The organism is Blautia parvula (assembly GCF_020215665.1).
GTDB classification, from domain to species: Bacteria; Bacillota; Clostridia; order Lachnospirales; family Lachnospiraceae; genus Blautia; species Blautia celeris.
The window spans coordinates 1902324-1918305 of sequence record NZ_CP084061.1 but is presented as its reverse complement, the minus strand read 5'-3'; the positions used below and the strand labels follow the sequence as shown (position 1 = coordinate 1918305).

General features: G+C 45.5%; 12 protein-coding genes, 2 pseudogenes and 1 riboswitch. Of the genes and pseudogenes, 6 read left to right on the top strand and 8 right to left on the bottom strand.

Annotated elements, in window-relative coordinates:
* Nucleotides 1-5: 5 nt before the first annotated feature.
* Nucleotides 6-1265, bottom strand: coding sequence for a WYL domain-containing protein (locus LC508_RS09070; protein WP_054352914.1), 1260 nt, complete (start codon nucleotides 1263-1265; stop codon nucleotides 6-8).
* 514 nt (nucleotides 1266-1779) lie between these two features.
* Here LC508_RS09070 and LC508_RS09065 point away from each other — a divergent pair.
* From LC508_RS09065 to LC508_RS09050, 4 genes are all read left to right on the top strand, one after another.
* Complete coding sequence (locus tag LC508_RS09065; RefSeq protein WP_103731270.1) at nucleotides 1780-2874, top strand: slipin family protein; 1095 nt, start codon at nucleotides 1780-1782, stop codon at nucleotides 2872-2874.
* Between the two features lie 198 nt (nucleotides 2875-3072).
* Nucleotides 3073-3429 carry a DUF2089 domain-containing protein gene (locus LC508_RS09060; RefSeq protein WP_103731269.1) on the top strand — a complete coding sequence of 119 codons (357 nt, stop codon included), beginning with the start codon at nucleotides 3073-3075 and terminating at the stop codon, nucleotides 3427-3429.
* 37 nt (nucleotides 3430-3466) lie between these two features.
* The gene (locus LC508_RS09055; protein WP_033140938.1) at nucleotides 3467-3871 is read left to right on the top strand and encodes an SHOCT-like domain-containing protein; all 405 of its coding nucleotides are present in this window, start codon (nucleotides 3467-3469) and stop codon (nucleotides 3869-3871) included.
* A 16-nt stretch (nucleotides 3872-3887) separates the two neighbouring features.
* On the top strand, nucleotides 3888-4151 hold the full coding sequence (locus LC508_RS09050; RefSeq protein ID WP_033140939.1) for a hypothetical protein: 264 nt from the start codon (nucleotides 3888-3890) through the stop codon (nucleotides 4149-4151).
* 41 nt (nucleotides 4152-4192) lie between these two features.
* Here LC508_RS09050 and LC508_RS09045 read toward each other — a convergent pair whose 3' ends face one another.
* Nucleotides 4193-4789 carry a cytidylate kinase-like family protein gene (locus LC508_RS09045; RefSeq protein ID WP_033140940.1) on the bottom strand — a complete coding sequence of 199 codons (597 nt, stop codon included), beginning with the start codon at nucleotides 4787-4789 and terminating at the stop codon, nucleotides 4193-4195.
* Between the two features lie 678 nt (nucleotides 4790-5467).
* A riboswitch (Lysine riboswitch) is annotated at nucleotides 5468-5638 on the top strand.
* A 136-nt stretch (nucleotides 5639-5774) separates the two neighbouring features.
* Here LC508_RS09045 and LC508_RS09035 point away from each other — a divergent pair.
* Both LC508_RS09035 and gnpA read left to right on the top strand, forming a co-directional pair.
* Entirely contained in the window at nucleotides 5775-7388 is a 1614-nt protein-coding gene (locus LC508_RS09035; RefSeq protein ID WP_033140942.1) for a Na+/H+ antiporter NhaC family protein, read from the top strand.
* A gap of 265 nt (nucleotides 7389-7653) precedes the next feature.
* Nucleotides 7654-9822: a 1,3-beta-galactosyl-N-acetylhexosamine phosphorylase gene (gene gnpA, locus LC508_RS09030; protein ID WP_033140943.1), complete on the top strand. Its 2169-nt coding sequence runs from the start codon at nucleotides 7654-7656 to the stop codon at nucleotides 9820-9822.
* 185 nt (nucleotides 9823-10007) lie between these two features.
* Here the strand turns inward: gnpA and LC508_RS28555 are convergent.
* The 6 genes and pseudogenes from LC508_RS28555 to LC508_RS09000 all read right to left on the bottom strand — a co-directional run.
* Nucleotides 10008-10613, bottom strand: a pseudogene (locus LC508_RS28555) (ABC transporter substrate-binding protein); the annotation flags it as partial.
* Nucleotides 10614-11339: 726 nt separating this feature from the next.
* A pseudogene (locus LC508_RS28550) lies at nucleotides 11340-12449 on the bottom strand (recombinase family protein); the annotation flags it as partial.
* 355 nt (nucleotides 12450-12804) lie between these two features.
* Complete coding sequence (locus tag LC508_RS09015; protein ID WP_009296724.1) at nucleotides 12805-13008, bottom strand: hypothetical protein; 204 nt, start codon at nucleotides 13006-13008, stop codon at nucleotides 12805-12807.
* A gap of 489 nt (nucleotides 13009-13497) precedes the next feature.
* Complete coding sequence (locus LC508_RS09010) at nucleotides 13498-13923, bottom strand: sigma-70 family RNA polymerase sigma factor (RefSeq protein WP_009296723.1); 426 nt, start codon at nucleotides 13921-13923, stop codon at nucleotides 13498-13500.
* Between the two features lie 463 nt (nucleotides 13924-14386).
* The gene (locus LC508_RS09005) at nucleotides 14387-15037 is read right to left on the bottom strand and encodes a GDSL-type esterase/lipase family protein (RefSeq protein ID WP_009296722.1); all 651 of its coding nucleotides are present in this window, start codon (nucleotides 15035-15037) and stop codon (nucleotides 14387-14389) included.
* 18 nt (nucleotides 15038-15055) lie between these two features.
* Nucleotides 15056-15859, bottom strand: a complete 804-nt coding sequence (locus LC508_RS09000) for an amidohydrolase family protein (protein ID WP_009296721.1) — start codon at nucleotides 15857-15859, stop codon at nucleotides 15056-15058.
* Between the last annotated feature and the right edge of the window lie 123 nt (nucleotides 15860-15982).

The following is a 15982-nucleotide window of genomic DNA, read 5'->3' as shown; positions in this document are numbered from 1 at the left end:
TCCTGTCATACTTCGCTTTCTTTGGGAGCGCAATACATTTCATACATGCGCGCCCAGTCATCGGTGACTTTGCGGACGGAGGCGGGGGCGCTGCCCCGGATGTCCAGCACCCTGCCGGTAAAGGTCTTTACCCATGACAGCATCTCATTGGTATCATAAAAATATCCGCTGTACAGATATTTGTTTCTTCCGATTTTCTTAATCTGGCCGCCCCGCCCTTCCCTGGACAGCCGGTCCAGCACATAAGACTCTTTTGGCTCATGGATATACAATTCCATATGGAGCTCCTCCATGCGGCTGCGGCCTCCGAAAGAGACGCCGAAACAGCGGGGCATGTTTTTCTCCAGTTTTTTCTGCAGGTCCCTATATTGCGGAAAAGGCTCCAGAAGCTTTATATCTGTCAGGCTGTCAAGGCGGACATTTTGAAAACGGTGCCTTGCTGTGAGATACAGGCACAGGTAACGTCGTCCGGTGCGTGTACTTACAAATATTTTCAGGGGAATGCCCCAAAAAGTGACGGAGGATCCATTTCGGTGGCTGTTGTTTTGAAAGGACACAGCTCTTTTTTCATGCATGGCAAGGAGCAGGTCCAGAAGGACTTCATCCTCCAGCGTATGTACGAGAAACTGGTGCTTATACTGGAAAAAGCAGTTTCGTTTTTCTTCCCTGTCAAGCAGAGTACTTCCCACAATGCCGAAAGGGGATACGCCCTGGTAAAAAGCAGCGGCCCGGATCATATGATTCCAAAGTCCTTTGTGGGAAGGGGACTCCATGGGCAGCGGCGGGGCGATAAAATAGCGCAGCTCCCTGCCTTCCTTCCGGGATGTGAAGATACCCAGTCTTTCATATTCTTTCAGCTTCAGACGGACGGTCTGGCTGTCAAAGACAACCTGAAAGACAAGGGAAATCTGTTCCGCGGCTTCACTGCTGGTAAGTCCATTTGGGCTGTCCTTTATAAGAGCAGGCAGGAAAAAGTGCAGCATAATATCATTGTCTGTAAAGCTTTTGGACTTCCAGGCAGCGTACAGGGGATTTTCCGGTATGGTTTTGCTGTCCACATTGATATATATTTTCTTGCCCTTGGCGGTATATTCCGATCTGGTGTAACCGGTCAGAAAACTTTCTATGCGCCTTCTCTCGTTGTCATACGTGCGGGCGCTTTTTCCTTTATAATCCCCGCGGACCTTAAAACCATACACGAAAAACTGCCGCATATAGTCCCGGATTCTCTCAAAATTCTTTATAAGCTCCTGATATTCCGACATGGCACACCTCCTGTGTATCTCTCTATTCTACTATCTGCAGTCTGCAAAATCAACTTCGCATCTTTTTTTAAATGATTCTTCCAGAAATTCCCGGTATGATAACGGTGTATCAGAGATACAAAAACTTCCTGCTTTCCATCAGCACAAGGTTTTCCGAAAAAAGGAGCCTTTGCGGTGCCGCCGCCGTAGCGGAAGAGGTATGCCGGATACCGGGAAGAACGGATTTGCCGCGGGTTCGACTCCCGCCATGATGATACATGTAGCTAAGCTGGTATAGCAATCACACGAAAAAACCATGAAATGAGAAAAGAAAAAGTCCCGGCTTTGGCCGTCCGCGGCAGTCCAAAAGCGGCCTGAACTTTTCCGGATACCGTTTTTCGGAACCTGCAGCCAGACGCAGGGGTCTTGTGCGGCCTGCCTGTACGGGAAGAAAAACTGAAGGAAGAGTCCGCTGCCATAGGATGAAGCGGGACATTTTCTTTTCGGAATCCAAAAAAGAAAAGAGGCAGAAGAGATGAAATATTTGATCAAAGAACAGCAATGCGGATATCTGATGAAAAACGGAAAGTTTATAAAACTGCTCACAGCGGGAAAATACCGCTATCCGAGGGCTTTGGGATATGAGGTACTGACTGTGGACATGACAGGGGAAGTAGATTGCTGCGGCATTCCCTGTGAGGTCTTGATGCAGCATGAAGCATTTTCAAGCCGCGTGGTGAAAATACAGCTTCCGGACACCAGCATAGCCCTTCACTTTGTGAACCAGGCATATCAGGATGTGGTGGTGAGACCGGAAACTTACTACTGGAATGTTTTCCAGGAGAACACTTTTCGGATCTTTGATATCACCAATCCCTACATGCAGGAAAGCCTGCCGAGAATGTACATAGACCTGCTTCCGGTAAAATATTACAGGAAGATAGTGATAAGAGATGGGGAGGCCGGACTTCTCTACTTTGACAACCGGTTTGAAAGGAAGCTGGAACAGGGCACATACTTTTTCTGGAATTACGGAAAAGAAGTGACCTGCAGGGTATACGATCTCAAGATTCAGCAGTTGGAAATCAGCGGTCAGGAAATCCTCACGGCAGACAAGGTGTCCGTGCGCCTGAATGTGACAGTCAATTACCAGATCACAGACCCGGAACGGCTGGTGAATCGGATGGATGAGGTGGGAAAGCTTCTGTATACATTTGCCCAGCTTACCATAAGAGATTACATAGGACATTTCCGGCTCGATGAACTGCTGGCTCAGAAGGAAGAAATCGGGGAGTTTATCTTCAGAAAGCTTCAGGAGGCGCAGGAGCAGTATTGCGTGGAAGTGCTGAGTGCGGGAATCAAGGATATCATTCTTCCCGGTGAGATACGCGACATTATGAATACGGTTCTGGTGGCGGAGAAGAAGGCCCAGGCCAATGTCATCATGAGAAGAGAGGAAGTGGCATCCACCAGAAGCCTTTTGAACACAGCACGGCTGATGGAGGAGAATACGACACTGTATAAGTTAAAGGAGATGGAGTATCTGGAGAAAATATGCGACAAGGTGGGAAATATCACCCTGGGCGGCGGGCGGAGCGTTCTGGAACAACTGGCGGAGCTGGTACATTAAAGTACCGGCTCCGTTTTTTGTATAAGACAGAATGCAAAAAGAGGAGTGTAAGTTGATATTATGAAAGAATCAGTTTGAAGAAATTAATATATTGAATATAGATATTAAAATAATTAAGTATATAATTGAAAATATCAATATTTATATTGACATATACGAAAAAGAGGTTTATGATATAAAACATAAGGAGGAAAACAAATGTATAAAGTAATCAGCCAATGTCCTGTCTGCGGCGGCCGGCTCAAGGTGATCAAATTAAAATGTGACAAATGTGATACGGTCATCGAAAATGATTTCCGCCTGAACAAATTTGATTACCTGTCCGAGCAGGAACTTTTCTTCATTGAGACCTTCATCCGCTGCCGCGGCAACATCAAAGAAGTGGAAAAAGAACTGAAAATCTCTTACCCCACCGTCCGTTCCCGTCTGGATGAGGTCATAGAGAAACTGGGCTACAAACCGGCGCCGGCGCCTGACAACAAAAAGAAGGAAATCCTGGACGCCCTGGAGCGGGGAGAAATCACACCGGAGGAAGCTCTGGAACAAATGAAATAAAAATTGAAATAAAATGAGAGAATAAAAGGAGAACGTTATGGAAGAACAGTTGAGAATCTTAAAAATGCTGGAAGAAGGAAAAATTACGGCAGAACAGGCGTCAGAATTTCTCACGGCCCTGACACCGCAGAAGGAGACGGAAGCCGCGTCCTATGAAGTGGCAGAGACGGAGCGGGTCAATCTGGAGTATGACAAGCGCATGGTGCGTATTGTAGTGGACAGCAGTGAAGGGGATAAAGTGAACGTGCAGCTCCCGGTAACAGCCATCCGCCAGATCTTAAAAGTGACAGGAAAGCTTCCTGCTGTCAGTGAGAGCCTGCAGGGGATCGAGCTTACGGAGATTCTGGATACCGTTGTGGACTGCTTAGATGCTGAGGCCATCGGCGATATCGTGAACGTGGAATCGAAAAACGGTGATATCGTAAAGGTTTACGTGGGATAAGCAAAGGGGAGAGAAGATGAGAATCATTATACGCTCTAAGGATGTACGCCTTTTTATACCGGTACCGTTAAGGTTTGGAGGAATCGCCATAGCCTGCATCCCGGAGCGTACAATCCGGGAAATGCAGAGTGCACTGCCTGCTCTCTGCGGAAAAGAGGTGGACAAGAAATTCCTCCGCCGGGCGTACCGGGAATGCTATCATGCACTGCGGCAGTTCAAGGGCCTGGAAATCGTAAATGTCACAGGTAAGGACGGAACCTATGTTTCTGTCAGGCTGTGAAAAAAGGGACATCCTGGGATGTCCCTCAAAGCATTTCCTGTTTACATATCCCTGTAGACAGCTTCCAGCATATCCAGAATGTGTTTCTCGGAGAACTTGCTGCTGTCAATACAGAGGTCATAGTGAGTCATATCCAGCCACTTTGCGTCTGTAAAATATTCGTAGTAAGAACGTCTCCTTTTATCCATTTTCTTTACCAGGGAGCGGGCGCTGCGCTCCTCCCTGCCTATCCGTTCCATGATATTTTTTACCCTGCGCTCAAAGGGGGCGAAAATGAAAACGCTTTTGCATCTGCCCTCTAGGATCTGGTCCGCACAGCGTCCCGCGATGATACAGTCTCCTTTTTCTGCCAGGTCATGGATGATTTTAGATTGGGATTCAAAAAGCACGTCGTTCATCGGCTGAAAGTGGTACTGCGGTTCCATCTGCATAGCGTCTTTGATGGGCAGATGCCATTGGTTTGCTTTCTTCTCATCCACTTTTTTCAGTTCTTCCAGGGGAATATCATTTTCCTGGCTTGCCAGGGTAATGAGTTCTTTGTCGTAAAACGGAATATCGAGCCTCTCAGCCAGCGCTTTTCCGATAAGCCGTCCATTGCTTCCGTACATCCGGTTAATCGTTATAATACGGTTCGCCATATCCATCCCTCCTATATGAAACTTTGATGCTGTCGGGTGTCATTAATTCTTTATTCTTACAGTCATTATAACATGTTTTCTGAAAGCATTCTATATATATGGGAAATTAATCGCAATAGTTCAGAATCCGTCAGCCCGGCAGAGGCAGCCGGTGTGATATGGAGCAGAATGCAACATATCTGTGTATCACGAAGCGTTTTGCTGGGCACGCAGTGATTTGATTTACATATAGATTCCAAGAGCTTTTTATGAATTATCTGTAGAAAGAGGAGAATCAGCAAGCAAATTCCATAAGATTACATACGAAAGCTCCAGATTTTTTCAGTATTATCTGTAAAACAAGAGGATAATATGATGGGGCCTTTTAAAATTACATAATAAAATGAAAGGTCCCTTTTAAATTATATGTAAAGCGGGAAGAAACCGTAGTCAGACTCCTTAAAATTACATACAAAACCCCAAATATTCCTTTAAATTATCTGTAAAGCAGGGAAAAGCTGCGGCCACCCTATGTGCCTGTCTCGTGGGAGTCAGACGTAAAGGATCACCATTGGGAGTGAACTGTACCAATCCGGGGGAATGAAGAAGAAAAATGTCAAAAAATACTTGGATTTCTGAGAGAATAATGTTATGATAAAAAAGATATAAAAACGGTTTCTGACGAAGTGTCAGGAACGGCAGAATGATAGAGGTGCAGGTTTCAAGAGTATTTCCGCGAAAAAGGGCCGGGCGGCCGCCGGAGAGAAAGGGGAAACTGCCGAAGGGATGGATACCCGCCCGGGTGTCTGTTTCTGGGACGCCGCATAAGATGCGTCGTACTGTCACTGGAAGTGGAGCGCTATCATCTTGGACAGGAAAAGAGATTTTACTGCCATGAACGCGTTCCCGTAAGGGATTGCCGTTCATGGCTTTTTGTTATCCTAAATAATGGAAAGCACTGCAGTACAGGGCAGAAACCGGGAAAAGAAAGAGAGGATGTTTTCTAATGCGAAACAAGAGAAGAAGATGGGCCATGTGGGTGTCCGCGGCGCTTGTGGTGCTGCTGTGCGCAGTCACGGTATTTGCCGGGGAAGGCGAGACAGAGTATGTGCCGAAGATGTACGCCACCTTCTGGGCTTTGGTGCCGCCCATTGTGGCAATTGCGCTGGCACTGATCACCAAGGAGGTATACAGTTCCCTGTTTATCGGTATTTTAGTGGGTGCTGTATTTTACTCCAACTTTTCCTTTGAGGGAACTGTGACACAGATTTTCCAGGGAGGCATTATCAGCGTGCTTTCCGACAGTTACAATGTGGGTATCCTGGTATTCCTTGTGATACTGGGCGTTATGGTATGTCTCATGAACAACGCGGGAGGTTCTGCGGCCTTCGGACGCTGGGCAGGCGAACATATCAAAAGCCGTGTGGGCGCGCAGCTTGCCACGATTCTGCTGGGTGTGCTGATCTTTATTGATGACTATTTTAACTGCCTTACCGTGGGCAGCGTTATGCGTCCGGTCACGGACAAGCAGCAGGTTTCCAGGGCAAAGCTGGCTTACCTCATTGACGCCACAGCCGCTCCAGTCTGCATCATCGCTCCTATTTCCTCATGGGCTGCTGCAGTCAGCGGATTTGTGGAGGGAGAGGATGGTCTTTCCCTTTTTGTGCGGGCTATTCCCTATAACTTCTACGCCCTTCTTACCATTGTCATGATGGTGGGAATGGTACTAATGAAAGTGGAATTCGGCTCCATGGCAGTGCATGAGAAAAATGCAAAGAACGGTGATTTGTATACCACACCGGGCCGCCCTTATGCCAGCGCGGAGACAGAGAAGGAAAACACGAGAGGAAAAGTCATGGACCTTGTCATTCCTATCTTATGTCTTGTAATATGCTGTGTGATCGGTATGATCTATACGGGCGGTTTCTTTGAGGGAGCCGGCTTTGTGGAGGCATTTTCACAGAGCGATGCATCTGTAGGCCTTGCGCTGGGCAGTTTCTTCGGTCTGGTGATCACGGTGATCCTTTACATTGCGCGCCGGGTGCTCTCCTTCAGGGAGTGTATGGCATGTATCCCGGATGGTTTTAAAGCCATGGTTCCTGCTATCCTGATCCTGACCTTTGCGTGGACGCTGAAAGCCATGACAGACAGCTTAGGTGCGGCAGAGTATGTGGGGAATCTGGTGCAGTCCAGTGCCAACGGGTTTATGAACCTGCTTCCGGCCATCATCTTTTTAGTCGGATGCGGCCTGGCGTTTGCCACAGGAACCTCCTGGGGAACCTTTGGTATCCTGATCCCCATCGTGGTTTCCGTGTTCGCCAATTCCAATCCGCAGCTTATGATCATTTCCATTTCCGCCTGTATGGCAGGTGCTGTGTGCGGTGACCACTGTTCTCCCATATCCGACACCACCATCATGGCGTCCGCCGGAGCCCAGTGTGACCATGTGAACCATGTTTCCACACAGCTTCCCTACGCCATAACAGCGGCAGCAGTCAGCTTTGTATCCTACATCATCGCGGGATTTGTACAGACAGCATGGATTGCCCTTCCCATTGCGATTCTTCTCATGCTGATTGTACTGGTTGTAATAAAAGCCATAAACAGGCCGGTCTCCTAAAGAGCAGGCAGAGACGAACAGACGTACAGGATTTTAATATCCGTACGTCTGTTTTTTTAGAAAAATGCTGTATTTACCCCATCTTTATTGTTTGAATGAAACATAAAAAAGCAATATATATAATATTATGAGCAAGAAGGCGATAGACTTATGACGAAATTTTGCGTATGCTATAGATAGTGAAACGAGAGTTCCCGGAGCGCGCGGCAGTGTTCTTACGGGGAGGAAAAAGTTGAAATTTTTTACCGGATGAAAGGAGATTCTTATGAGTGAAAAAGCAGAAATGAAGGGGCGTGTTACGATTCCCACAGATGTGGATGTGGTTCCGGAGACACTGGAGCTTGTAAAGCGGTGGGGCGCAGATGCCATCCGTGACTGTGACGGAACAGATTATCCGGCCCAGCTTCGGGATGTGGATGCAAAGGTTTACTCGACTTATTACACCACCAGGAAAGACAACACATGGGCAAAAGCCAACCCGGATGAGATTCAGCAGATGTACATTATGACACCTTTCTACAACGCGGCGGGAAATGAGCTCAGCATCCATCTGATGAATCATCTGTATCCGGATATGCTGAAAGTCAATTCCAGAGATGATATCACCCGCTGGTGGGAAGTGATTGACCGTACCACCGGTGAAGTGGTTCCCCCTGCACAGTGGGAGTACAGTGAGGAGACAGGGGACGTGACCATCCATGAGACGATCGCATTCCATGATTACACTGTGAGTTTTCTTGCCTATATCATGTGGGACCCGGTACATATGTATAACGCGGTGACCAATGACTGGAAGGACGTGGAAAAGCAGATCACCTTTGACGTACGTCAGCCGAAAACCCATAAATTCTCCATGGAGAGGCTGCGCAGATATATTGAGGACAATCCTCACATTGATGTGATCCGCTACACCACCTTTTTCCATCAGTTCACCCTGATCTTTGATGAGCTGGCAAGGGAAAAATATGTGGACTGGTACGGTTATTCCGCGTCTGTAAGCCCATATATCCTGGAGCAGTTTGAGGCTGAGGCAGGCTATAAGTTCCGCCCGGAATACATCATTGACCAGGGCTATATGAACAATACATACCGCATTCCGTCAAAAGAATTCCGGGATTTCCAGAGATTCCAGAGGCGTGAGGTTGCCAAGCTTGCAAAAGAAATGGTGGATATCACACACGAGTGCGGCAAGGAAGCTATGATGTTTTTGGGCGACCACTGGATCGGTACCGAACCGTTTATGGAGGAGTTCAAATCCATCGGCCTGGATGCGGTAGTGGGAAGTGTGGGAAATGGTTCTACTCTGCGACTGATCAGCGATATTGAGGGCGTAAACTATACAGAGGGACGTTTTCTTCCCTACTTCTTCCCGGATACCTTCCACGAGGGCGGTGACCCGGTGAAGGAGGCAAAGGTAAACTGGGTGACAGCCAGAAGAGCTATCCTTAGAAAGCCCATCGACCGGATCGGTTACGGCGGATACCTGAAGCTGGCTATGCAGTTCCCGGATTTCATCGACTATGTGGAGAGCGTCTGCCAGGAGTTCAGGACCCTGTACAACAACATAAAAGGAACCACACCTTACTGTGTAAAACGTGTGGCTGTACTGAACAGCTGGGGCAAAATGCGCGCCTGGGGCAACCATATGGTACACCATGCGATCTATTACAAACAGAATTATTCCTATGCAGGCATCATCGAGGCATTGAGCGGTGCCCCCTTTGATGTGAAATTTATCAGCTTTGATGATATCAGAGAGAATCCGGATATCCTGAAAGATATTGATGTTATTCTCAATGTGGGAGGCGCCTACACGGCATATTCCGGCGGGGAGAACTGGGCTGATGAGAAGATCCTGACAGCCGTGAAACGCTTTGTATACGAAGGCGGCGGATTCATCGGCGTGGGTGAACCTACAGCCTGCCAGCGGGAGGGACGTTACTTCCAGCTCTCCGGTGTCATGGGAGTGGAGAAAGAAAACGGATTCACCCTCAATGTGGACAAATACAACTGGGAAGAGCATGAGCACTTTATCACAGAGGACTGCAGAGGGGAAGTGGACTTCGGTGAGGGACAGAAGAGCATCTTCGCACTCCCGGAAACCACCATCATCAGGCAGGTGGATAAGGAAGTACAGCTTGCGGCCAATGATTTCGGAGAGGGCAGAAGTGTGTATATCAGCGGACTGCCTTACAGCTTTGAGAACAGCAGGCTTCTCTACAGGGCGATCCTCTGGTCATCCCACGATGAGGAGAATCTGCACAGATGGTTCTCTGAGAACTACAATGTGGAAGTACACGCCTATGTAAAGAACGGAAAATACTGTGTAGTCAACAATACCTATGAACCGCAGGATACTGTGGTATATAAAGGGGACGGAAGCAGCTTTGCGCTGCATCTGGATGCCAATGAGATCATCTGGTACGAGATCTGATGAAAAGATAATGCGAAAAAGCGGCTGGGCTGTCAGTGAAGATGCTGACAGCACAGCCGCTTTTTACAGCAAGAAGTTCAAAGGATTTATATCACCTTTTACATGTGTCAGATATAAAATGTGATATAATGATATAATATCAGATTAAAAACGATATTGCAAGATGTTACGGGAAATTATCAGAATTACTTTGCAGCCGTCTCGGCATAATCCGTGATGACCAGATCCGAATAGGCAACTCTGGCTTTCAATTCCCCGGCGCTGTCCAGAATGTCCTGCAGAAGTTCAAAGCTATCCTTTTCAAAGATCAGGTTATCCTTCCAGGTATCCTGGTCCTTGTAACGTTTTACAATGGTGGTGATGGTATCCAGGTCATTTTCCTTGAACTGAGGTTTGATGATCTTGGCGATTTCTTCCGCGGTGTGGGTATTCACATAGTCCATACCTTTTTGCAGGGCATTGACGAATCCCTGTACGATCTCCGGGTTCTTTTCCATAAAGCTTTTTTTGGCACTGTAAGCCGTATAGGGGACATAACCGGAATCCACGCCGCAGGAGGCTACCACATAACCGGCTCCTTCTTTTTCCAGGGCAGTGGCGCTTGGTTCAAATTCCACGGTGAAGTCACCCTGTCCTCCGGAAAAAGCGGCAGCAGTGGAGCCGAAATCAATACTCTGGTCAATGTTCATATCCTTCTGTGGGTCAAGACCGTTCTGTTTCAGGATATATTCAAATACCATTTCCGGCATGCCGCCAGTCTGCCCTACCACGATGAACATTTTTTCCACATCACGCAGTTGCTGTCGAGAAGCCACGATTCTATAAGGATAATGGTAGATTCCTGTTTTCTCAACCAGCCCCAAGTCAAGTAGGTGCTCCATGTAAGTCACAAATTTCTTCTTGTGCATAGGATAGCCCATCTCTTTCAGGCTGTCGGCAAGGAATTTTACCGAGGTAAAGCCCGTTTCGTCCTTTTCCAAAAGCCGGATAGATTCAATCAGCATAGTCAGTTTCAGGTTTTCTTTGTCTGCCTTAAAATCATAGGCGGCAAGATTGCCAAGGCCGTGTTTTAGGTAAATATCTACGTTGCCGTCCTTATCCACTATGATTTTCTCAACCAGAACCTCAATATCTTTTCTGCTTAGTTCTTTCTTTTCAAGAACCTCGTTCAGAATATCCAGCGCCGTCTGTAAGCTGGGTTTGATTGTGGTGGAGGGGATATGCGGCTCCTTTGTTAAATCCTGCAACGTTTTTTCAATAGCGGAGATACGCTCCATTTTATCACTTTGAAGGGCCGCATAGGTTTCAGTGATAATTTCATTCATGGAAGGATTGGCGGTAATCTCCTTTACCTTTTGTGTTATGAGAACCTTTAGTTCTTCCTTGACTTTTTCAAGTTCGGCCTCTAAGCGCTGTTTGCTGTCAGTGGGAGTGTAGGTTTCTACCTTTAACTTTGACAAGTCAAAATTCTGGATAATATCTGCCAGACTGTCACGGCAGAGAACCAGATATTTTACAAGAGCGTCCATCAGGGTTTCTTCTGTTACAAGATGGGCGTGTTGGCAAAACTGCTTTCCCTTCTTATTGTATGTGCCGCATACATAGTATTTCCCACGGTTAGGTCGGTTAATAGCTGTTAGTTTCCAGCCACAATCTTTACAGTACAGACAGCCGGAAAAAAGGTTTACATGGGCTCTCTGTCCTCTGTATTGGCTGTGATGGCGGCTGTCCTTGACTTCATTTAACAGCTTCATGGTATTATCATCAAAAATTTTGGGGTGATGATTCGGAAAAATATATTGATTTTCTTTAGGAACTTTTTTATCTTTACCGTTTATTGTAACACGTTCCCGTTTGTGTGTTCTAAGGACACCATTGTTATAGTCGTTGAATAATGTGTCCTTTACCATTCCGTAACTCCACTGATAGGCTACCTGTTTATTATATACAAGCCCTAACGATTCATGGCGTTCTTTATCTATCATACTGGGAGTGGGAACACCACGTTCTGAAAGTATTTCAGCCGTTTTTCGGATTCCGTTGCCGTCCAGATAAATTTCCTTTTCCAGATTAAGAATAGCGGCGGCTTCTTCATCAATCAAAATCATCTGTTTATTGAGAGGGTGTCTGGTATAGCCAAATGGTGTCTGGCTGACAAGCGTTCCGCTTTCCTGCTCCATGCGCTTGATTCGCTTTACCTTCCGGCTTGTATTTTTTACATGACGTTCATTATCCCATGTTTTGATACCGATTATATCATCATCAGAGTAAAAAGAATCGTAGTTATCGTCAATCAGGATAACACGTTTTCCCATTTCCTCCATTTCTTCAAGAAAGAGCAGTACCTTTGCATTGTGTCTGCCAATTCGGGATAAGTCTTTAGCAACAATTATGTTAATGGTATCAAGACTAGCCATCATTTTCTGAAAATCGGGTCGGTTGAATGAGTAGCCGGAAATTCCGTCATCTTCATAAATGTGGCGGATTATCATGTTATTTTCTTCTGCATATTGTTGGATAATCTTTTTCTGGTTTTCAATAGACGAGTAGTTCCGCTTATTATCGTCTCTGGAAAGCCGAACATAGCCATCTATAATTTCAGGGGTATCTGTTAATTTTGAGATCATAATATCGTCCTCCTTATCGTTATACCTATATTGTACTATATAGGTGGAATAACACAATGTTGCGAATGATTAGTGGAAATGGTTCTTCACAACCTCCCGCAAACCTTTCTCCATGTGTTCCGCACCCTCGATAATGGTGACAACAAGATACCCCTGCTTTATCAGACGTTCTTTTTTTTCAGCAATTTCATTACTGTCAGTGTCAGCTTTTTGAAGTAAGTAACAGATTTCTTTTCCTCTTTTTATAACAATCACCTCTATGTATGCTTGCTACATCATATGCGGTTTGAGGCTTATCCTATAGATGAAATTTGAAATGGGCAAAATTAAAACTTCGGGTCAAGCTGTCCCGAAGTTAAAAAGAACTTTCATAATAATGTTTGGCCGCTTCTTCAATGGTCTTGTAGTCAAATACCGTGTACAACTCGGCCACAACCTGCTTTATTTCCTTTGGCTTAAATCCGCAGCTTTCCATAGCCCAGATAACATAGCCTCGGCAGGCGTCATTACTCCATGGGTCTGCCGCCATAGCCTGAATTTCCTCAAATGTTCTTCCCATTGAAAAACTCCTTCTTGAAAAATAGGGGAGCCGCACCGGAATATTTGGCCTGTCACAAGACAGTAAGGCCGGGTGGCTCCCCATGATATGATGTTGCTTATCAGATTCCCGGACGGGTGTAGGCATGTCCACCCCATAGTATTTCAACTCTCCCCATTCTTATGGCAAGGCGTTCTCATGGCCTGCGACGGCTCACGGCTTGCAAGGCCGCTTCACGCTCGGACGGTGACTAAACGCAAGTAACAAAGTCTTTGTGTTTTATCCGGCAGACCAGCCACGGCCTGCCTGCGGCATGAGCCTTTTCGCTCTCCCCATTCTCTGACAATGGAGGTCATGGCGGGCCTGTCACTGGACACATCAACCCTTCGTATCCGGGTATCTTTTTATTCAGCTTTCAAATTGCAGTCAAGGCGTATTTTTCTTCGGGCCATGTTGGCCCGAGGCTGTTGGCCTCTCATAAGCCATTTCAAAAATCGCTTCTCTGTAAAGTCAATCCAGAGCATTTTTTAAAAATTTTTCCATGGACTTTAAAGCGCGTTCAATGGAATAGCTTACCGCCATTTTACTGACACCTTCGGCTTTGGCAATCTCTGTCTGGCTCATGCCAAGAATGAAATGGGCATAGACACGCTTCGCCTGTTTTTCCGGCAGACTGGATATGGCGGCATGAAGATCCTGCATGGAAACTTTGCGCTCATACAGTTCATGGGGAGAGAGGGAAACGAAAAGCGCCTCATGCTCAATTCCGTCATTCCGGTCAAGAGAGTAGTAGGCTTTATGGCGATATGTACGCAGACGATAGGCGGCCTCCTTGCGGTCAAATTCCTTGAACAGTTCCGCCACTTCGTCAGGTACGTCAATAAAACAGTCGTGGGTATAAAACGGGTAATAGTCCCGGAGATTTATAGTAGTCATAATTTCCTCCATTTCGGTGTTGGGTGAATGAGCAGCCGAAATAGAGGTGGTGGAGAGCGGCACCGGGGTGGTGCTTCGGGCCATGTTGGCCCGAGGTTTGTCTGTAAGAACGCAAAAACGCCTGCACAGCAAAAAGCTATACAGGCGCATGAAATTACATTATCGGTTATGGCATAAAATGTTTCATATAAGCCACCGGACTGTCCCTGCGGAGGATACGGACTTTTTTTAACAGAAAGATTCCTGTCGTAATTTGTCGGCGCTTATTTTGTGTCATGGCGGCTACCTCCATAAGCCGCCATTATTACAGGGAATTAGTCGTCATTCCTCTCCATTGAGGTATAAGAAACGGCGGCTTTGATTTTTCAAAACCGCCGTTTGCTGATAACAATTATATTTTTTACATGACAATACAACTACCAAACTGCGATTTTTTTTATTTTCCGCAGGGTAGATGTTATTTTTAAAAAAATTTACTTAATAGATTTAAAAGTATTTTATACCCTTCAATGTTAAGGTGTGTTCCATCAAGTGTAAAAGAGATATCTAGTTGTCCATTTTTATCTTGTAAAGATGAAAATGCGTTAATATAGCTATAATTTCTTTCACCGCATAGCTTGCTTAAATGCAAATTAACTCGTTGAACCTTTTCATTAGTTTTTCCAATAAGCCAATCTCTATAAATAATTGGCTCGTTAGATAAATTCACTGGGAAAAGTGAAATAACATAAATAGTACAATCGCCAAGCGTATTTTTTAATGTGTCGCATATCTTGATAATACGTTTACTTATTGAAAGTTCATCATTATCTGGAATATGCGGCATAAAATCATTCGTCCCGGCAAGAAGGAATATTTTGCTGGGCTGTAGTGGAATAATAGTAGTTTCAAGACGTTCTAAAATATCGTAGGTACTGTTTCCAGCAATCCCGCGATTATATATTATTTTATCGCCGTGATATAATTCTGGTATCATAAAATTCTCAATAAGTGAATCGCCTGCAAGCACAATCTGGCCTTTAACTGCGTCTGAATTTAGTTGAGTATATAGTTGGCATTTATCAGTACCAAGTTTTTTGATTAGCTGTGCTACCGCATTTTGTGAATTTTCCATGCTGTTAATCTCCTCTATTTAAAGCGTTAAAAGCCTTGTAATATTATCTCCCAAAGCCATGTTTGTAACCTCAGCAGATGGGCTTACAAATTCGATAAGCTCTCTGGACAATCTGGGTTCGCCAAATGGTGCGTCTGAACTGAATAAACATCTTTCTGGTAGTTCTGTTAAGGCCGTTTTTACTGACAAAGGTGTAAATGCTGCCGATAAGTCCAGATAAACATTTTCATTGTCTTTTGCAAAAGTAATTACGTCCATCCAGTTTGAACCGCCCATGTGTCCGAAGATAACGGGAACCGCAGGGTATTTTTTGCATAGATTCATTAGTATTTTGATTCCATTTAATGTTACCGGATTAAACGTATGTACCCACAATGGAAAATTAACATAGCTTGATACTGCCTGAAAAACTGTGTCTAACTGCTCAATTTGAGCTTCGGAACCGGGCGTAAATTCTCCAATTCCTTTAAAAGAATTTCCAATGACGTATGTTTCAACCCAGCTTGATGTATCATCTTCCGAAAGCCCGAGCGGAACAGCGCCAAAACCATAAAACCTTTCAGGCGCTACAGAGATTGCCTGTTGCAATTCTGCAATCGTATCTTTCATCTTTTCCATTCTCTCTTGTGGTGTATAGCCCCCGCTCAAAAGCCGGTATAAGGCTTGCATTTCGCTGTTTATATCTTTCAATGTAGAAGATTTTGCTTTTTCTACATGCGGGGTAGTTGTAAATAGTATCGCTTTATCTACACCTGCTTCGTTTAATTTTTCAATCTGCATAGTGGTGGGGAGCATAACATGCTCATGGCTATCAATAATCATTTGATGTATTTCCTTTCTTTTTATTTTAGTGCTATAATCAGGTTAGCACTTATGACGTGTCCCAACAAGAACGCACTTTTTTGATATGTGGTATCTTTTTTGACACTTTATAGATTGGAGGTT